15 protein-coding genes and 2 tRNA genes are annotated in these 19,673 nt (G+C 58.1%); 7 read left to right on the top strand and 10 right to left on the bottom strand.

All coding sequences use genetic code 11. The annotated features are described in order from the left end of the window. Positions 1–24 precede the first annotated feature (24 nt). Genes MN186_RS09795 through MN186_RS09810 form a run of 4 tightly spaced genes read right to left on the bottom strand, consistent with a single transcriptional unit; the run spans position 25 to position 5,012 of the window. Positions 25–1,662: an ABC transporter ATP-binding protein gene (locus tag MN186_RS09795; RefSeq protein WP_242114192.1), complete on the bottom strand. Its 1,638-nt coding sequence runs from the start codon at positions 1,660–1,662 to the stop codon at positions 25–27. Continuing rightward, on the bottom strand, positions 1,659–2,474 hold the full coding sequence (locus tag MN186_RS09800) for an ABC transporter permease (RefSeq protein ID WP_242114193.1): 816 nt from the start codon (positions 2,472–2,474) through the stop codon (positions 1,659–1,661). Before MN186_RS09800 ends, MN186_RS09795 begins: the two co-directional genes overlap by 4 nt. After that, entirely contained in the window at positions 2,471–3,427 is a 957-nt protein-coding gene (locus MN186_RS09805; protein WP_242114194.1) for an ABC transporter permease, read from the bottom strand. Before MN186_RS09805 ends, MN186_RS09800 begins: the two co-directional genes overlap by 4 nt. 1 nt (position 3,428) lies before the next feature. Next, positions 3,429–5,012: an ABC transporter substrate-binding protein gene (locus MN186_RS09810; protein WP_242114195.1), complete on the bottom strand. Its 1,584-nt coding sequence runs from the start codon at positions 5,010–5,012 to the stop codon at positions 3,429–3,431. Between the two features lie 406 nt (positions 5,013–5,418). Here MN186_RS09810 and MN186_RS09815 point away from each other — a divergent pair, with 406 nt between their 5' ends. Genes MN186_RS09815 through MN186_RS09825 form a run of 3 tightly spaced genes read left to right on the top strand, consistent with a single transcriptional unit; the run spans position 5,419 to position 9,999 of the window. Continuing rightward, positions 5,419–5,880, top strand: a complete 462-nt coding sequence (locus tag MN186_RS09815) for a MarR family winged helix-turn-helix transcriptional regulator (RefSeq protein WP_242114196.1) — start codon at positions 5,419–5,421, stop codon at positions 5,878–5,880. 9 nt (positions 5,881–5,889) lie between these two features. After that, entirely contained in the window at positions 5,890–6,939 is a 1,050-nt protein-coding gene (locus tag MN186_RS09820; protein ID WP_242114197.1) for an efflux RND transporter periplasmic adaptor subunit, read from the top strand. Between the two features lie 12 nt (positions 6,940–6,951). Next, positions 6,952–9,999 carry an efflux RND transporter permease subunit gene (locus MN186_RS09825; protein WP_242114328.1) on the top strand — a complete coding sequence of 1,016 codons (3,048 nt, stop codon included), beginning with the start codon at positions 6,952–6,954 and terminating at the stop codon, positions 9,997–9,999. A gap of 23 nt (positions 10,000–10,022) precedes the next feature. Here the strand turns inward: MN186_RS09825 and MN186_RS09830 are convergent. The 3 genes from MN186_RS09830 to MN186_RS09840 all read right to left on the bottom strand — a co-directional run bounded on the left by MN186_RS09830 (position 10,023) and on the right by MN186_RS09840 (position 12,611). After that, positions 10,023–10,096, bottom strand: a tRNA-Gly gene (locus MN186_RS09830). A gap of 58 nt (positions 10,097–10,154) precedes the next feature. Beyond that, the gene (locus MN186_RS09835; RefSeq protein ID WP_242114198.1) at positions 10,155–10,985 is read right to left on the bottom strand and encodes an alpha/beta fold hydrolase; all 831 of its coding nucleotides are present in this window, start codon (positions 10,983–10,985) and stop codon (positions 10,155–10,157) included. A 3-nt stretch (positions 10,986–10,988) separates the two neighbouring features. After that, positions 10,989–12,611, bottom strand: coding sequence for a PHA/PHB synthase family protein (locus MN186_RS09840; RefSeq protein WP_242114199.1), 1,623 nt, complete (start codon positions 12,609–12,611; stop codon positions 10,989–10,991). 491 nt (positions 12,612–13,102) lie between these two features. Here MN186_RS09840 and MN186_RS09845 point away from each other — a divergent pair, with 491 nt between their 5' ends. Beyond that, positions 13,103–13,642 (top strand): hypothetical protein, encoded by a 540-nt coding sequence (locus tag MN186_RS09845; protein WP_242114200.1) that lies wholly within the window; start codon positions 13,103–13,105, stop codon positions 13,640–13,642. A gap of 24 nt (positions 13,643–13,666) precedes the next feature. Here the strand turns inward: MN186_RS09845 and MN186_RS09850 are convergent, their stop codons facing one another. Both MN186_RS09850 and MN186_RS09855 read right to left on the bottom strand, forming a co-directional pair. Beyond that, complete coding sequence (locus MN186_RS09850; RefSeq protein ID WP_242114201.1) at positions 13,667–13,825, bottom strand: hypothetical protein; 159 nt, start codon at positions 13,823–13,825, stop codon at positions 13,667–13,669. A gap of 59 nt (positions 13,826–13,884) precedes the next feature. Beyond that, entirely contained in the window at positions 13,885–14,271 is a 387-nt protein-coding gene (locus tag MN186_RS09855; protein ID WP_242114202.1) for a DUF302 domain-containing protein, read from the bottom strand. A gap of 619 nt (positions 14,272–14,890) precedes the next feature. On the opposite strand from MN186_RS09855, the gene MN186_RS09860 reads away from it, so the two are divergent. Both MN186_RS09860 and cueR read left to right on the top strand, forming a co-directional pair. Beyond that, complete coding sequence (locus tag MN186_RS09860) at positions 14,891–17,398, top strand: heavy metal translocating P-type ATPase (protein WP_242114203.1); 2,508 nt, start codon at positions 14,891–14,893, stop codon at positions 17,396–17,398. 13 nt (positions 17,399–17,411) lie between these two features. Next, a complete protein-coding gene (gene cueR / locus MN186_RS09865) occupies positions 17,412–17,822 on the top strand; it encodes a Cu(I)-responsive transcriptional regulator (RefSeq protein WP_242114204.1) in 411 nt (136 codons plus the stop codon). 610 nt (positions 17,823–18,432) lie between these two features. Here cueR and MN186_RS09870 read toward each other — a convergent pair. After that, positions 18,433–18,519 (bottom strand) — tRNA-Leu (locus tag MN186_RS09870). 141 nt (positions 18,520–18,660) lie between these two features. On the opposite strand from MN186_RS09870, the gene MN186_RS09875 reads away from it, so the two are divergent. Further along, complete coding sequence (locus tag MN186_RS09875) at positions 18,661–19,647, top strand: complex I NDUFA9 subunit family protein (protein WP_242114205.1); 987 nt, start codon at positions 18,661–18,663, stop codon at positions 19,645–19,647. The last annotated feature ends 26 nt before the right edge of the window (positions 19,648–19,673 follow it).

The following is a 19,673-nucleotide window of genomic DNA, read 5'->3' on the forward strand; positions in this document are numbered from 1 at the left end:
TCCGGCCCCGTTAGCGGTCCGCCCTCAGTTGCCGGCGCTTTCCATGCTGCGGTGTTCCACGACCTCCTCCAGCCAGCCCAGCCGCATTTCCGGAACCGAGGCGAGCAGCAGGTCGGTATAGTCATCAAACGGCGGCGACAGAACTTCGGCCTTGGTGCCGTAACGCACGACGCGGCCTTGATACATTACCGCGATGGTGTCGGCGATGGCGCGCACCGTGGCAATGTCGTGGGTAATGAAAAGATAGGCCACATTTTCACGTTCCTGCAGTTCGTGCAGCAGTTTCAAGATGTCTTCGGCGACCAAGGGATCCAGCGCCGATGTCACCTCGTCACAGATGATGATTTTGGGATTTGCAGCCAAGGCGCGCGCGATGCAGACCCGCTGTTTTTGCCCGCCGGACAGTTCGGCCGGATAGCGATCCTTGAATTCGGGCCCAAGCTCGATGTCGTTCAGAAGCTCTTCGATACGTTTGCGTTTTTCTGCGCCGCGCATCCCGAAATAGAACTCGAGCGGACGGCCGATGATCGTGCCAACCGTCTGGCGCGGGTTCATCGCCACATCGGCCATTTGATAGATCATCTGGATTTCGCGCAGGTCATCGCGCGCCCGTCCCGCCAGATCGGGGGACAGGGTGCGTCCGTCAAAGCAGATCTGCCCGTCACGCGCGGGCAGAAGCCCGGTCATCACGCGGGCCGTGGTCGATTTGCCTGACCCGCTTTCGCCAACGACGGCCAGGGTCTGGCCTGCGTGAAGCTCCATCGAGACATCGTGCAATACGTCGAAATTCGTGCCCTTATAGCGGGCGGTGATGTGTTCAATCGTCATGACCGGATTTTCGGTTGGCGGCTTCCCGTCATGCACTCGGGACCGGACCGACACCAGGTCGCGGGTATATTCTTCGACCGGGGCGTTGATGATCTGATCGGTGGTGCCATGTTCGATCATGTCGCCCATGCGCAGCACCATGATTTCGTCAGACACCTGCGCCACGACCGCCAGATCGTGCGTGATATAAAGTGCGGCAACGCCGGTGTCGCGAATGGCGTCCTTGATCGCCATAAGAACGTCGATCTGTGTGGTCACATCCAGCGCGGTGGTCGGTTCATCGAACACCACCAGATCGGGTTCAGGGCAAAGCGCAAGTGCCGTCATGCAGCGTTGCAATTGCCCGCCAGACACTTGGTGCGGATAACGATTGCCGATGGTTTCAGGGTCGGGCAGACCTAGCTTGGCAAACAGCTCGACCGCGCGCGCCTCGGCCACTTTTTTCGAGAATTTGCCGGCGTGGACGGACGCCTCGATCACCTGTTCCATGATTTTCTTGGCTGGGTTGAAGCTGGCGGCGGCGGATTGCGAGACATATGTCACCTCGGTCCCACGCAATTTGCGCAGATCGCGCAGCCTGGTGCCAAGGATTTCACGTCCATTGACCCAGACCTCGCCGCCGGTAATTTCGACACCACCACGGCCGTAGGCCATAGTGGCAAGGCCGATGGTCGATTTACCCGCGCCGCTTTCGCCGATCAGGCCAAGGACTTTGCCCTTCTCCAATTCGAACGACACGCCGTGCACGATTTCGATGTCATGCGGTTTTTCACCGGGTGGATAGACCCGCGCCCCAATCTTCAGGTCGCGCACTGTCAAAAGCTTATCGCTCATCCGCGGCCTCCTTTCAGGCTAGTGGTGCGGTTCAAAACCCAGTCGGCCACAAGGTTGACCGAGATGGCGAGCGTCGCGATGGCGACGGCAGGTACTAGGGCCGCAGGGATGCCATAAACGATGCCATCTTTGTTTTCCTTCACGATCCCGCCCCAGTCGGCGTTGGGTGGCTGCACACCAAGGCCAAGGAAGGACAGGGTCGAGACGAACAGCACGGCAAAAATGAAACGAAGCCCCATTTCCGCCACCAAGGGCGACAGGGCGTTGGGCAGGATTTCCCGGAAGATCACCCAGATCCTGCCTTCACCACGCAGTTTTGCGGCTTCGACGAAATCCATCACGTTGATGTCCACCGCGACCGCACGGGCCAGACGATAGACGCGCGTGGAATCCAGAAGCCCCATCACAAGGATTAGGATTGGCAGCGTCACCGGCATCACCGACAGGACCACAAGCGCGAAGATCAGGGTCGGAATCGACATGATCAGATCGACGAACCGGCTGAGCAATTGGTCAATCCATCCACCAATCACAGCGGCTGTGAAGCCAAGGATTGATCCGGTGGTGAAGCTGATGATCGTGGCCATGGTGGCAATAAAGATCGTGGTGCGTCCGCCATAGATCATGCGGCTCAGCAGGTCGCGACCGATATTATCGGTGCCGATCCAGTGCTTGGATGACCAAGGTTCCCATACCCCCCCGACGACTTCGGTCATCGAATAGGGCGCGATCCAAGGGGCGAAGATGGCCATCAGGAAATACAGGCCAGTGAAAAACAGCCCGAACAATGCGGCTGGGGGGATTCTTATCATTTCGGATGCCTCAGCCTTGGGTTTGCAAGGATCGACACGATGTCGGCCACCATGTTCAACACGATGTAGACTGCGGCGAAAATCAGCCCGCAAGCCTGCACCACAGGCACATCCCGCTTGGATACGTGATCCACCAGATATTGCCCCATGCCGGGATAGGTGAACACAACTTCGACCACCACGACACCGACAACCAGATAGGCAAGGTTGATCATCACCACATTGACAATTGGTGCGATCGAGTTGGGCAAAGCGTGGCGCCAGATGATCGTAAACATCGTCAGCCCCTTCAACTCGGCGGTTTCGATATAGGCTGATTGCATCACATTCAGGATCGCCGCTCGCGTCATTCGCATCATATGGGCCAGCACGACCATGGTCAGCACGGCGACCGGCAGGGCGATGGCGTTCAGCTTTTGCCCAAGGCTTAGCCCGTCATGGATCATCGAAACGGTGGGTGCCCAGCCCAGCTTGACGCCGACGAAATACATCAAGATATAGCCGATCAGGAATTCGGGTACGGAAATTGAGGCCAGCGTGACGGCCGAAATCAGTTTGTCCGGCCACCGTTCGCGGTAGCGGACAGCCAGCAGGCCCAAGAAAATTGCCAGCGGCACCGCAATCACCGCAGCCCAGAAGGCCAGGAAAAGTGTGTTTTTCAGGCGCGAGCCCAAACTGCTCGCGATATCCTTACCAGATGTCAACGCGGTGCCCAGATCGCCCTGTACAAGCCCACCCAGCCAGTCGAAATAACGGCTAAGTGCTGGTTCGTTCAGTCCCAGCTCGGCTCGGATATTGGCAAGAGCTTCAGGCGTAGCGGACTGGCCCAAGATAGATTGCGCCACATCCCCCGGTAGGATGTTGGTGCCCCAAAAGATCAGCATCGACACCAAAAGCAGAAGAAGCAGGCCCAGCGCGATGCGCTGGACCAGAAGTTTTAAAAATAACGGCATATCAGCCCGCGACCCACATTTTCATCGGGGCATAGAAGTTCATCAGGTCGTGACCTTTGTGGTTATCGACCCAGCCCGCCAATCGATTGGTTGTGCAATCAATGAAGTCGTTGAACATCGGGCAGATCAGCCCGCCTTCGTCATGAACGAGCGCCCCCATGTCGCCGTAAATCTGAGCGCGTTTCGTCTCATCCAATTCGGCGCGTGCGGCCAGAAGCATCTGGTCAAACTGATCATTGAAGAACCGGGTGTCGTTCCAGTCTGCCGTCGACAAGTAAGCCGTGGAATACATCTGGTCCTGCGTGGGTCGACCGCTCCAATAGCTCGTGCTGAACGGCTTGGCGTTCCAGACTTCGGACCAATATCCGTCATTAGGTTCGCGCTTGATCTCAAGGTCAATGCCCGCCTTGGCAAGCGATTGCTGATACAGTGCAGACGCGTCCGGCGCACCGGGAAAACTGTTGTCCGAGGTACGCAAAAGGATCGGACCTTCGTGGCCCGATTTTTCGAAGTGGAATTTGGCCTTGTCGGGATCGTAGGTGCGCTGTTCCATCTCGGTAAACAGAGGATAAGAGCTGTTGATCGGCGTATCGTTCCCGATCGAGCCATAGCCGAACAGAATCTTTTCAAGCATCTCTTCGCGATCCATGCCGTATTTCAGCGCCAGGCGCAGATCGTTATTGTCAAACGGTGCAGTGTTACAATGTGCGATGAACACGTAATGGCCCGGTCCCGGTGTCGAATGGACATTGATGTTGGGCGCCCGTGCCACAAGGCCAGCGGTCCGTGGCGGGACGCGCCCCACCATATCAAGCTGGCCGGACTGAATGGCCGCCATGCGCGCCGTGTTGTCGTTGATGACCACAACCTCGACCGTGTCGGCATGGCCCAGATCGCCCCAGTAATCGGGATTTTTCTCGACCACGAAACGGACGCCCATATCCACCTCTTTCAGGATGTAGGGGCCGGTACCGATCGCTGCTGCCGGATCATCTTTGCCGCCATTGGGTTGGATCATCAGGTGATAGTCGGTCATCAGATATGGCAAGTCGGCATTCGCCGTATCCAGTTCGACAATAAACTTGTCGCCTTCGGCGCGCATGTTTTTGATGCCGCGCATGATGCCCAGCGCGCCTGATTTCGTGTCTTCGCCTGCGTGGCGTTCCATCGTTGCCAGCACGTCATCGGCGGTCAGCGGCTTGCCATTCGAAAAATTGACGCCCGAGCGGATCTTGAACGTCCAAACCTTGGCATCTGCCGAGGCCGAAACCTCCTCTGCCAGCCTGTTTTCAAGCCCACCTTCCGGTGCAAGCTCTACCAGCGGTTCGCCCCAAAAACGGTTGATCATCGTACCGGTCTGGTTGGTCGTGGTTGCTGGATCAAGACTGTCGGTGGTTGATCCACCGGGAACCCCCACGCGAATCGTTCCGCCCTTGACCGGTCCTTGCGCATAAACTGCCGACGACAGCATCGTGCTGGCGCCAGTGGCGGTCAGACCAAGCGCAGCCGCCCGGCCCATGAAGTGACGGCGCGACAGTTTGCGCGCGACGACCCGTTTCGATAGATATTCAAGTTCTTTGGACATGAGGGACTCCCTAGTAAGTAAGCGGACCATTTGGTCACATTATTATTTGGTCAGGCGGCAAGAGTTCACCAGCTGACCGCATTTCGCAAGGTAGGATAGCGACATGCTATATCCTGTTTCCGACAGTTATCTTGTGTTGGGACAGAAAAATCCACCCTTGTTTTCGAATAAAAAGGCGAAGATTTCGTCGGCCGCTTTTGTTACGCTTTGAAATCTATTGGAAATGCAATGCCATCTTGCGATGGCGTGGCAAGCAGAACGTCATGACCAGTGCCTCGTCGAGTATTTGCAAAAGGCACTGACTTTAGGTGTTTGATATATGAAAATAACCGCACTTACTTTTTCTTCTGGATATTTCATAAAGTGAAACTTATGTGGAGCACATAATAATCTGAAAAATTGCGCTATGACCCAACCAGACCACCAGCCCCCCAACACCATGATCGAGCCGGAACTGGGCGCCCTTCTGGGTGTTTTTTCGCTACACTGTTTTATCGAATCGCTGATGGACGAGATCGACAATGGCAGTGACGTGCCGCATATCGACCGCAAGATCGTGATCTGGCTGGATCGCCCCAAGCGCCTCGGCACGATTGCGCGCGAGATGAATGTGCTGCCCTCGACCATGACCACATTGGCCGATCAGTTGGAAAGCAGCGGTCTGGTTGTGCGCGAACGGGATCCCGGCGATCGCCGCGCGTGGCTGCTAAGGCTGACGCCGGCGGGCCAGGATTTGCGGGCAACGATGGTTGTCGTGGCACGCACCTTGCTGTGCGAAACGTTGGGCCTGTCGGTCGACGAGCTGAACGATTTTGCCCGAATGTCTTTGAAGATTCAGGCCAATATTCACAAACACACGACCTGTTAAGGATTTCTAATGCCCTTCATTTCGCGCGTATTGACCGCCGCCCTGGTCGCCCTGTTTGCTGCCAGCCCCTTGGCCACAGCCCAAGAGGCGATAAAACCTGTCAAACTTCTGTCTGTGACGGCAAATGACGAAACCTTCAGCCGTGTGTTTTTTGGCAAGGTCGTGGCGCGGCAAAGCGTCGATCTGGCGTTTCAGGTGGGTGGGCAGGTTGTAGAGCTGCCAGTGATCGAAGGCGAACGCGTGCCCGAAGGCGACATGATCGCGCAGTTGGAGCAAGAGCAGTTCTCGCTTGCGCTGGAACAGGCGGCGGTTCAGAAGGATATGGCCGAACGCACGCTGGAGCGCTTGACCAAGCTGCGCGGTAATACCGTCAGCCAAGTCGCGCTTGATGATGCGACGACACAGTTGAACCTGGCCGACATCGCCTTTCGTCAGGCCGAGCGGAATTTGAACAACGCGACGCTTTACGCACCCTTTGATGCGTTGGTCGCCACGCGCAACGTCGATAATTACGTGACCGTCAGCCCGGGTGCGCCCGTCGTGCGACTGCATGACATGAGCGAAATTCGCATCGCCATCGATGTGCCTGAAATCCTGTTTCAGACCGCCTCGAAGGGCAAGAACGTCACCTTTACAGCTGAATTTCCCGCCCATGATGAACCATTGCCCGTCGAGGTGCGCGAATTCAATGCCGAGGCGTCGCAGGCTGCACAGACCTATCGGCTGACCTTGGGCATGGCTGCACAGGATGATTTGCAGGTGTTGCCCGGATCGTCCGTCAACGTGCGTGTGTCGGCGGCGCACGACAACCCCGGCATCCTGATCCCATCCACAGCAATCGTCGCGGCCCCCGACGGCGCGCTGTCGGTCATGCGGTTTACGCCAGACGACGATGAGACCGGCATCGTTGCCTCGGTTCCGATCACTGTTGAACCTGCCGCAAACGGTGATTTCAGGCTGTTGTCGGGTCTGGCTGAAGGGGATGTGATCGTCGCCGCCGGTGCGACTGCGCTGCGCGATGGCGACAGGGTGCGCCGTTTCACCGGCTTTACGAATTAGGGGGCTGTCATGCTGAACATCGCGCGCGCTTCGATCGAGAAGCCTCTTTACACTTGGCTGATCATCCTGACGATGCTTCTGGGTGGCATTTGGGGGTTCTTCAACCTTGGCCGTTTGGAAGATCCCGCCTTCACCATCAAGCAAGCCGTCATCGTCACCCAATATCCCGGTGCAAGCGCATCACAGGTGGCGACCGAGGTGTCCGAACCGCTGGAAAGCGCCATCCAGAAGATGGAAGAGGTTGAGAGGATTACATCGACCAATCGGCCCGGTGAAAGCCGGATTGATGTCGAGGTGAAATCAACCTATCCCGCCGAGGCGCTGCCTGATATCTGGACCCGCTTGCGGGCGCGGGTCCGTGACACGTCGCGCCAGTTGCCCGACAATGCCTATCCGCCTTTTGTCAACGACAGCTTCGGCGACGTTTTCGGCCTGTATTATGCCGTCACCGCGCCCGGCTTCTCGGACGCCGAGAAATACGAACTGGGCACCTTCCTGCGCCGCGAGCTTCTGGCGGTTGATGGGGTGGCCGGCGTCGATCTGTCCGGCGTCCCGGAAGAGGCGATCTATATCGAACCCAACATGACGCTGGCCGTCAACCAAGGCATCCCGCCCAACGCCATCATCGGCGCGGTGTCTAAAGCCAATTCGGTGGCATCGGCGGGCGCGCTGAACAAGGATGGCGCACGGATCATGTTTCAGGCGCCCGAGGGGTCAGAAACAGTGTCTGACATTGCCTCACTCAGCATTGGCGTCAACGGTCAGCTGTTCAATGTCGCCGACGTGGCGAATGTGAGCCGTGGGCGCGTTGCAACGCCTGATCAAATCATTCGCTTCAACGGAGAAGAGGCGTTCACCATCGGCGTTGCCGGCCTGGATACTGAGGATATCGTGAAAGTGGGCCACCGTGTCGATGCCCGCCTTGCCGCGCTGTCTGACGACATCCCTCACGGGATCAAACTGCACCCGATCTATCAACAGCATGTTGTGGTTGAGCAAAGCTCGAACGACTTTCTGAAGAACCTCGCGCTGTCGGTCGGCATCGTCATCGTGGTGCTGGGCGCATTCATGGGATGGCGCGCGGCTGTTGTGATCGGGACGACCCTGCTTTTGACCGTTGTGGGGACGCTTTTGTTCATGTCCATCTTCTCGATCGAGATGGAGCGGATTTCGCTGGGTGCGCTGATCATAGCTATGGGCATGTTGGTTGATAACGCGATTGTGGTGGCCGAAGGGATGCAGGTGTCGATGCTGCGCGGGCGGCATTCGCGTGATGCGGCCGACGATGCAGCGAAGAAGACCCAGATCCCCCTGTTGGGGGCGACAGTCATCGGGATCATGGCCTTTGCCGGTATTGGCCTTTCACCGGATTCGACGGGCGAATTCCTGTTTTCGCTTTTCGCCGTGATCGGAATTTCCCTTCTGTTATCGTGGGTGCTGGCGCTGATGGTGACTCCGCTTTTGGGCCATTACCTGTTCAAACAGGGCAATCAAAGCGCAGATGATGCCTATTCGGGCCGGTTTTTCGTCATTTACAAGAAGGTTCTGGATAAATCGCTGACCTTCCGCTGGCCGGTGATTGTGGGGCTTGTTGCGATTACAGCGGCCTGTTTTGTCGGGTTTGGCTCGGTGAAACAACAGTTCTTCCCCAACTCGAACACGCCGCTTTTCTTTGTCTATTACAAGCTGCCGCAAGGCAGTTCGATCCAGCAGGTTTCCAGCGATCTGGAGGTGATGGAAGATTGGCTGCTGGACGAGGAAAACGTTACCTCGGTTGCGTCCTATGCGGGACGCGGGGCGGTGCGGTTCATGCTGACCTATGACGGTGGCAAGGACAATCAAAGCTATGGCCATCTGATCATTCGCGCCAAGGAATTGGCCGCAATTCCTGATCTACACGCACGCCTTGAGGCGTTCGGTGCCGCCAATTTCCCCCAGGCCGAATTCCGCGTTCAGCGGCTGGTCTTCGGCCCCGGCGGCGGAGATCCCATTCAGGCGCGGTTTTCGGGCAGCGATCCGGCGGTGCTGCGGGATCTGGCCGATCAGGCGACGCAAGTGATGGCAGGTGCGTCTGACAACCTTCTGAACCTGCGCACGGATTGGCGCGAGCAGGAATTGGTGATCGAACCTGTCTATGCCACTCAACGCGCCCAGACCGCCGGTGTAAACCGTGACGATATTGCCAGTTCGCTTTTGTTTGCCACCGATGGCCTGCGCGCGGGCGTGTATCGCGAACGCGAACGGCAAATCCCGATCATCATGCGCCGCCCACAGCCCGAAGAATTCAACCTGACCGATCAGCTGGTGTTTTCGCCCGTCGCGGGGACTTATCTGCCGATCGAGCAATTGACCGATGGGTTCAAATACCGGGTCGAGGATACTCTGGTCCAGCGGCGCAACCGGCTGCCAACCATCTCGGTCGGGGCGGATGTGGCGACGGGCGTCACGACCGCGCAGGCACATTCAGAAATCCGCTCGGCGGTCGAAGCGATCGAACTTCCGTCCGGCTATGCGCTGGAATGGGGCGGCGAGTTCGAGGATTCGTCCAAGGCGCAAGCCAGCCTTGGCGCGCAGCTACCGCTGAGTGTGTTGATCATGGTCATGATCTCGGTCCTGTTGTTCAATGCGATCCGCCAGCCGATCATCATCTGGCTGCTGGTGCCGATGTCGGTGAACGGGGTGGTTATCGGCTTGCTGGGCACAGGCCTGCCGTTCAGCTTCACCGCCCTTCTGGGGCTGCTGAGCCTGTCGGGTATGTTGATCAAGAACGGCATCGTGCTGGTCGAGGAAATCGACCTTGTCCGCGCCGACGGCGTGCCGCTGCGCAAAGCGGTGATCGAGGCATCGGCGTCACGGGTGCGCCCGGTTGTTTTGGCGGCGGTGACGACCATCCTTGGCATGGCGCCCTTGCTGTCGGACGCGTTCTTCAAGTCGATGTCGGTGACGATCATGGGCGGGCTGGCCTTTGCGTCGGTCCTGACATTGGTAGCTGCACCTGTGTTCTATTACGTCTTTTTCAGACAGGACGAGAAACGCGAAGAAGCCGCGCGAGCCGCGTGATATTTCTCAGGAAATAGAAGATCTGGAGCGGGCGGCGGGAATCGAACCCGCGTCATTAGCTTGGAAGGCTAAGGTCTTACCACTACACAACGCCCGCCCAGTAGGATGACGACATATTTCATGCGGATGGGGGCGTCAAGTCTGCGCTGTGCTTCTTAGCTGTCCAGAAATGCCCCGATCGTCACGCCCACATCGTGCCGCTGGGTGTACATCAGAAGATGCCCGGCGGAATACATCTCCAACCGTGCGTTCTGCATCATGTTGGCCAGCAGAATCTGGTTGGTGATCGGAATCAGCCCGTCATATTTTCCTGCGATGACCAAAGCAGGTTGCGACAGGCTGCGCAGCCACGGCAGGCTGGTCCAACTGCACATTGCGCGCACTTGGGTGAAATACCCTTCGGGGCTGGGGGCGATGGCGTGTTTTGAATAGTCGCGGAAGTCGGCAGGCGCGAAGATCGCCTCGCCGCCATACATCAGGGGGCCGATCAAGTTGCCGTAAGCCTTGCTCATGTATCGCATGGGGAACATGATTTCCGACAGCGCAATGGGCGTCCCCCACCAACTGCCGATGCCGCCTGCCGACGTGATGGCCAACACCAGCTTGCGCACCCGGTCCGGTGCGTCATATGCCATCTGCTGCGCCAGCGATCCGCCCCACGAGATGCCCAAAATGTCGAATTTGTCGACCTTCTGTGCGTCCATGACCTGCATGGCAAGTGCTGCGTAGTCGGGGATACTTGAAATACCTTCGATCATCGGGCTACGTCCGATGCCGGGCATGTCAAAGGCGATCACCGTCCGGTCGGCGATTTCGTCGATTAGCGGCACAAGCACCTCAAGCGATTGTCCAAGGCCGTTGCAGATCAGCAGCGGCGGTTTTGCCCCCACGCCGTCCCGTCGCAAATACCGCACCCGACCCGTGCCGATGGTCAGGGTTGCGAAGGTGACGTTAGGGTGCGGGTTGTTGGCGTTCAGATCTTTCATAACCTACACGCCCTCCAGCACATAGGTGCCGGGCGCGGGGGCCAGTGGCGTATAGGTTTTGTTGCCCAAGGTCTTGGGCTTGGGTGCGCGGTCGGCCGGGTTATGACTATTAAGCCATTCCAGCCAGTGCGGCCACCAGCTACCGTCGGTCAACTTGGCCGTATCGTGCCAATTGTCCGCATCGCTGTCCGTCTTGCCGCCGGTCCAGAACTTGCGCCGGGTCTTGGCGGGGTGGTTGATCACCGTGCCCGATACGTGGCCGCCGGTGGTCAGCACAAACTCGGTCGGGCCGGACACAAGTTTTGTCGCCGTGAAAGACGTTTTCCAAGGCACGATATGGTCGCCATCCGCGGCCAAGAAATAGCACGGCAGGTCAATGTTGTGCGTGTCGACAGGCGTGCCACACAGGGTCAGAGCGCCGGGTTCCTTCAGCTTGTTCGCCATATACATTTCTTCAACGAAATAGCTGTACCATTTTGCCGGCAGGTTCGAGGTATCGGCATTCCAATACAGAACATCGAACGGCGCCGGGCTTTTGCCCATCAGATAATTGGAAACGACGAAGTTCCAGATCGATTCGTTGACATGCAGCATCGCCATCGCGTTTGCGATGTCGCGGCCCGGCGCGAGCTTCTCGGCCTTCAGGCGCTGATCATATGCTTTGACCTGTGGTTCGTCGATAAACACTTTGATCTGGCCGGGGTCCGAGAAGTCGATCAGCGACGACAGGAAGGTCGCGGTGCCCAGCTTGGATTTCAAATCCTTTGGCATTACCGCAAGGGCCGCCGTCAACATCGTGCCACCGTTGCACCAGCCCAGAATGTCGATCGCGTTGGATTTGCTGATCGCGGATGTGACTTTCACCGCCTCAAAAATCCCGTCGGCGATATAGTCGTCCCAACTATGGTCGCCCATCTCTGGCCCCGGATTGCGCCATGCGATTGTATAAACGCTCTGCCCTTGTTCCAGCAGATAGCGGATCATCGACTTCTTTTCGTTCAGGTCAAAGATATAGAACTTGTTGACGCAGGGCGGCACGATCAGGATCGGCGCTTTTCGCGTCTTGGCGGTCATCGGCTCATACTGGATCAGCTCGATCAACTCGTTGCGGAAAATGACCGAGCCGGGGGTGGTGGCAAGGTTCTTGCCAACCTCGAACGCCTCTTCATCGGTGGTCGAGATATAGCCCTTCTGCAAATCCGCCAGCAGGTTTTGATAGCCATCAAACAGGCTTTGTCCACCGGTTTCGCGGGCCAACTGCTGGGCTTCGGGGTTAGTAAGCAAAAAGTTGGACGGCGCCATATTGTCGGCGGCAACCCGGGCATAAAAGCTGAGCTTTTGCTGCTCGTCATCCGGCAACCCCGCCTTATCAGCCATGTCGGCCATCGCTTTAGCCGTCAGTTCATAGGAATGGCGCAAGATAGGGAAGATGCCTTCGCCCCACGCGTCGGCCCCGAACCGGCGATCACGCGTATCTTCTGCGGCCGCTTCGCCGTGCAGCGCAGTGCCGAGCCAAAGCTTTGCCATGTCGCTTTGATATCGGAGCATCGTGTTCGCCCAATCTGTGAACGCAGAGTTGTCGGTCTTGGACATGGCCTCGAACAATTTGATCAGATCTTTCGACATCCTGCACCTTTCCAGTTCCATACAATCGCGCAAACCTTTCAGCCAATTGCTGCACGAATTTTGCAAGCCCTGTGATCGCATGTCGATTTATTAATGGTTCTGACGAGAAGAAAGAAGGCGAAAGAAGTTGTGGAACACATCTGCTGACCTGGGCAGCCGTGGCCTTCTTGCGGGCAGTGAAGTGATCACGATAAAGCGAAGTGCGGATTGTCCATAAGAATGTTCGGTGGCAGGTCAGGCGGAATAACGGTTTCTGCACCATTTTGTTACGATTGCGACGGGCCGCTGCATCTTCATCGCCGTCGCCTTGGTGGAACTGTCCAGTTCAAATTGCGCCCGAAATGCTTGAGAGTACCTCTCACCAGAGAGATGGGATGTCGCACATGATAAATAGATACTTTGCCATCGACATGCCGGCCGTGCGGTTTGCAAGTCATACGCTCGTCGTCAGTCTCCTTACCCTGATACCCGTTGTCCTGCTCTACGTTATAATGACCCCGGGCTTCGGAGCCATGCTGTTGGGTGGCGGCCTCGCGCTTGGCAGATTTGCGAGGCAGGTGGCGACCAACGGCCTGCCCGTCGTCTTTGTCGTGAATTATGTGAGCTTCTTTCTGTTCGCCACGCTCGCGGCCAAGCCGGCCAGCAACTATGGGATCAGACTTGTTCTTCTGGTCGACCTGCCGGTTCGCGTCTTTGGGTTCATCGGACTGCATGCGGTAATTTACGTCCTCTCCGCCGATCTGTTTGGATCCTTCGGTGGAAGCCGCGCGACTGCCCTTCGTGTTGTTGCGCCAACTTTGGCCCGCTCGATTCTTTTCGAAAATATTTCCGGCGCCTATCTCTACGCGACGTTGGTCAGCGCGTTGCCGCTCTATGTCACCGCCATCAAGAATTCCGGGACGCTTGGCGGGCTTTCCCGCAGGCTGCCAGGCAGATCTGGGCCGCTGGTGTTCGCGGTAGCTTTCTTCGCATTCACCGTCTTGGCTCTGACCGCATTTGCTGCACTGCTGATCTGGTGGCAGGCGCATTGACGGAAGTTTCCCGGCTTGCCTGCCTCATGCGCTTGATTTGCCAAGATCGTCATACAGCACTGCGATCTGTGACCGCGCCGCGACCTGCCGGGCCAGCCAGCGCGACAGGTATAGCCGCTTGAAGGTGAAGGCAGTCGCGGTGCCGCCAAGTGCATAGAGCAAGATCACCATGCTAAGAGCCATAAAAAGGGCCGCGCCGGCCGCATTCGTCCTTTAGAAATTGTAAGAACAGGGGGCTCAAATCAAGCCGCGTCGACGGCCTGGCACAGCATGTCACGAACCTCTCCTGCAACCTTGTGGAGTTGGTCATTGTCAATGGCCTGCATTGACGCCACGGGGTCGATGGCGCTGATCTCGGTGCCGCCGTCCACTTCGCGCAAGATAACGTTGCACGGCAGCATCGCACCCACGCGCGGTTCGATCCCAATCGCCTTGTAAGCCATTTGCGGGCTGCAGGCGCCAAGGATGCGATAGCCGTCCATGTCGACGTCGATTTTTTGCTTCATCGTTGTCGTGACGTCGATTTCGGTCAGGACACCGAAACCCCGATCCGCCAAAGCGGAACGAATGCGCGTTTCTGCGTCGTTGATGTTCACACCTTTGAGTGAGCGATCATAGGTATAAGTCATTTCCTTCTCCTTCAATTATTCAAGCGGCTGCTTGATCAGCTCAAACCGTCCGCGCAGGATAGCCGTTGTTGCGATAGTCAGCCAGACGGTCATGATTTCCTAGCCCATAAGGCCCGGCTCCGTCAAAGCAGCGGAAAGTCAGTACCGATCCACCAATAATGACGGAATTGCCCTGCATAAAGCGCCTGCTACGCTTGAACCAGCCATTCTGCGGGCGGCCAATTCATCACGGGTGCGCCTTGACGTATCAGAAGCGCCGCTTGTCGACCACGAGACGCACACAGACAGCGGTTATATCGAAGCAAGAACGCGCATATATGGAAGTGGTTTTCAAGGTTCAGGCCCCAACTCGCCCCGACGTCCTTGATGATCAAGCGCGATCCGACGCTGCCGCGCTATGTGGGGTCAGGGTCGGACAATCCGATGTGTGTTCGCGCGATGCACCTAAGTTAATGTCAGGAAGGCTCAATTTTGTCGTGTCTGTCTTCTTTGAATGCTCCCTTGGGTAAGGCCGCCCTGCGGGAAGGTTCCGGGGCGAGGAAGAAAATCTTTCGATAATTATTGACCTTCCAGTTGGTGGAACCTCTATCTACATGTTAACAACAGTAAGGAGTCCGTCATGTCAGCCCCATACACCCTTCGGCTTTCGGTGCAAAATATGTCTTGCGCGTCCTGTGTTGGACGGGTCGAGCGGACCCTGTCTGCACTGCCAGGTGTCGATGACATCAACGTGAACCTTGCCAGCGAAACCGTGCAGGCGAGGGTCGATGAGCCCAAGCGAATTTCCGACATCATGGTGGCGCTTGACGAGGCAGGCTATCCAGCGCGAACCCAAAGCGTGCGTCTGAATGTGGCGTCGATGTCTTGCGCCTCTTGCGTGGGGCGTGTGGACAAGGCGCTGGCGGCACTGCCGGGCGTTCTAGATGTCAATGTCAACCTCGCCTCGGAAACCGCTACCGTCACCTATGTTGAGGGCGCATTGGCGCTGGCCGATCTGCTAACGGCAGCCGAGCAGGCGGGCTATCCGGCCGAACCGGCAGAGGAGACCGCTACCGAGGATCGCAGTGCCCGAAAATACGACGAGGCCCGCGCGATGGCCCGCAAAACCGCGCTGGCTGCCATCTTTGCCATACCGGTTTTTTTGCTGGAGATGGGCGCACATATGGTGCCGGGGGTGCATGATCTGATCGGGCGTACAATCGGGCATGAGACAAGCTGGCTGATCCAGTTTGTGCTGACCACGGTTGTTTTGGCCTGGCCTGGTCGCGCCTTCTATACCAAGGGCTTCCCGGCGCTGTTCAAGGGCGCGCCAGACATGAACAGTCTTGTCGCGGTCGGCACCTCGGCCGCCTATCTCTTTTCGGTGGTGGCACTTTTTGCCCCTGACTTACTGCCCCAATCGGCGCGCGCGGTCTATTTCGAGGCGGCGGCGGTGATCGTCGTGCTGATCCTGCTGGGCCGCTGGATGGAGGCGCGGGCCAAGGGCCGCACCGGTGCGGCGATCCAGAAACTGCTGGGGCTTCAGGCGCGCACCGCCCGGGTTTTGGTCGATGGGGAGCCGCAGGATGTTGCCATCGAACGTATCCGCACGGGCGACATCTTGGTCGTTCGCCCCGGCGAACGGATTGCCGTTGACGGCGAAGTGACCGATGGCAGCGCCCATGTCGATGAAAGCATGATTACTGGCGAACCGGTCCCGGTGGCAAAGTCCGCGGGCGATCCGGTCACCGGCGGCACGGTCAATGGCACTGGATCCTTTCAGTTCCGTGCGACCCGCGTCGGCGCCGACACCACATTGGCGCAGATTATCCGAATGGTGGAAGAGGCGCAGGGCGCCAAGCTGCCCATCCAGGGCATGGTGGACCGGATCACGCTGTGGTTCGTGCCTGCCGTGATGGCATTTGCGGCGCTGACGGTTCTGGTCTGGCTGCTCATCGGCCCTTCACCCGTGCTGTCCTATGCGCTGGTGGCGGGCGTGTCCGTGCTGATCATCGCCTGCCCCTGCGCGATGGGACTGGCCACGCCAACCTCGATCATGGTTGGCACCGGGCGTGCGGCGCAGATGGGCGTTCTGTTTCGCAAGGGCGATGCGTTGCAACAATTGTCCGGCGTCGCCGTTGTGGCTGTCGACAAGACCGGCACCGTGACCGAAGGCCGGCCTGAACTGACGGATCTGGTTCTGGCTGATGGATTCGACCGGGCCGAGGTGCTGGCACTGGTCGCGGCGGTCGAGGAGCAATCGGAACATCCCATTGCCGATGCCATTGTGCGCGCGGCGCGCACCGAGAATGTGGCGCGGCATGGCGTGGAAAGCTTCGAATCGATCACCGGTCATGGCGTGAGCGCGCGGGTTGCGGGGTGCGATATTCTGGTCGGTGCCGACCGGTTGATGACGCGCGAAGGGCTGGAGCTCGGCGCCTTGGCCGAGGCAGAGACGCGCCTTGCCGAACAGGGTCGCACGGCGCTTTTTGCCGCCATCGACGGGCGCGTGGCTGCCGTGATCGCCGTGGCCGACCCGGTCAAACCCTCTAGTGCCGCAGCCATCGGGGCGCTGCACGAACTGGGGCTGAAGGTTGCCATGATCACGGGCGACAAGCGCGAGACGGCGGATGCGATCGCGCGCGAGACCGGTATCGACCAAGTGATTGCCGGTGTTTTGCCCGACGGAAAGGTTGCGGCGCTGGACGATCTGCGCAATGGCGGACGGCAGGTGGCCTTCGTTGGTGATGGCATCAACGACGCCCCGGCGCTTGCGCACGCCGATGTGGGAATCGCCATCGGCACCGGCACGGATGTGGCCATCGAGTCGGCCGATGTGGTTCTGATGTCGGGCGATCTGCGCGGCGTGGTGAATGCTTATCAGGTTTCGACCCGCACCATGCGCAATATCCGACAGAACCTGTTTTGGGCCTTTGGCTATAACGTGGCGCTGATTCCGCTGGCGGCGGGTGTGCTTTATCCGGTGTTCGGCTTGTTGCTGTCGCCGGTTCTGGCTGCCGGTGCAATGGCGCTGTCCTCGGTTTTTGTGCTGAGCAACGCGCTCAGGCTGCGCCGTATCGCCCCGGTGATGGACGAATCCGAACGGGTTCGCCCAGCCGCCAACCCGTCCCTTGCGCCAGCCGAATAAGGAGGATTTCGAGATGAACATCGGAGATGTCGCGGAACGGTCCGGTCTGCCAGCCAAAACCATTCGCTATTACGAGGATATCGGCCTGGTCAAGCCGCTGCGCAGTGCCAACGGCTATCGCAGCTTTCGTAACCGCGACGTGCACAAGCTAGCCTTTCTCGGACGCGCCCGCGCGCTTGGTTTCAGTATCGAGGATTGCCGCAATCTGCTGAAGCTCTATGAAGATGACCACCGCACCAGCGCCGAGGTTAAGCATATCGCCGAAGATCATCTTGACCGGATCGACCAGAAAATCGCAGAGCTGACGGAAATGCGCGCAACGCTTGCGCATCTGGTCAATGCCTGCGCCGGGGACCACCGGCCGGATTGCCCCATTCTGGCCGACCTTGCACCTAAACCGAACGAAATCAGTTCTGCCGAATGACTGAATCCGGTTGCGAGAGGGCGGCGGTTATCCGATCGCCAGCCATATCGGACAACTGTCGCGCAATCGAACCCAAACTTGGACAATTCATTAACGCTAAGAACGTCATTAATGCAGCCCCAATCTTGTTGGAAGCGGTCAGTTTCGTGCTTGAAGCACCTCTACGGCCGCTTGAAAATCATCAGTTCGGTCAGCCCGCGGTTCCAGTTCTAGGAGCCGGTCTTCGCGGTCGTCAATTGCTTTCAAGTAGATTGATATTCGGTCGCTTCCGATAGGGCCAAGGATCGTCTGGTCTAGGTCGCAATCAAACCTGCTGTTTGAAGGTTAGAATGCATGGCGATGCCCACTGGTAGACGTTGACTGAGACGTTTTTGACGGGACACCGAGGTTTAAGCTTCCCATCAAAGGCTTATTCCAGGCAGAAGCAAAACAGGGGCTTCAACTTGATCTGACCCACCCACTGCCGCGCGGATCGCGAAGCTCTACACCTTCTCATTCCATAATTTTGGCTGACCGCCTGACAGACAGTAATCACGTTGGACAGAAGGGTGGATAGGAAAACCCATTAGTCACACAATATTCTGATTTATATCGTGAATATAGGGACGAATGGTGCCCAGGAGAGGACTCGAACCTCCACGTCCATACAGACACTAGCACCTGAAGCTAGCGCGTCTACCAATTCCGCCACCTGGGCAGGTGCCATGAAGCCGCGATTTAAAGCGACCGGTTGGGACTGTCAACTGCATTTCGCGGGATTCTCAACATTTCCGTTTGCGCCTTGCTCTGGGCGGCATTGAAAGCTATGCAAAACCCAAGGTTTTCAAGGAGAGCTACCATGTACAAGCTTGTCACGATCTATGGCGGTTCGGGTTTTGTCGGGCGCTATATCGCGCGCCGGATGGCCAAGCAGGGGTGGCGCGTGCGCGTTGCCGTGCGGCGGCCGAATGAAGCGCTGTTCGTTCGCCCCTATGGTGTCGTCGGGCAAGTCGAGCCCGTCTTGTGTAATATCCGCGATGACGCGTCTGTGCGGGCGGCGATGATGGGTGCGGATGCGGTGGTCAATTGTGTGGGTGTCCTGAGCTCAATCGGGAAGAACAGCTTTGGCGCGGTGCATCACGACGGGGCAGAGCGTGTCGCACGGATCGCGACCGAGCAGGGCGTGAAGCAATTGGTGCAGATCTCGGCGATTGGTGCGGATGCGAACAGCGACAGCGAATATGCGCAGACCAAGGCCCAGGGCGAAGCGGGCGTTCTGGACGCGTTTCCTGATGCGGTGATCCTGCGCCCCTCGGTCATTTTTGGGGAAGAGGACGAGTTCTTCAATCGCTTTGCCAACATGACCCGCTTCGGGCCGATCCTGCCAATCACAGGCGGCGATACGCAATTCCAGCCGGTCTATGTCGATGATGTGGCCGCAGCGGCTGAAAAGGGCGTTTTGGGCGAGGCAGAGCCGGGGATCTATGAACTGGGCGGGCCGGATATCGAAACCTTGCGTGAAATCATCGACCGGATGCTGGATATAGTGCAGAAGCGGCGGCTGGTCTTCAACATGCCGTTCGGCCTTGCCCGGATGCAGGCGGCGATTTTCGACTTTGTCCAGTGGATTTCGGGCGGTCTGATCAAGGCGCCACTGACGCGCGATCAGGTTCGTTCGCTTCGCCATGACAATGTCGTTGCGAAGGATGCGAAGGGCTTTGGCGACCTGGGTATCACCCCTACGGCGATGGAGGTCATTTTGCCGAATTACCTGTGGCGGTTCCGTCCGGGTGGTCAGTATGCCGCCATTCAGGACTCGGCCAAGAATCTGCGCACGAACGGTTAAGGCCGCGTTGAAAAGCTAAGTGAAAG

The sequence above is a fragment of the Aliiroseovarius sediminis genome (assembly GCF_022678485.1).
GTDB classification, from domain to species: Bacteria; Pseudomonadota; Alphaproteobacteria; order Rhodobacterales; family Rhodobacteraceae; genus Aliiroseovarius; species Aliiroseovarius sediminis.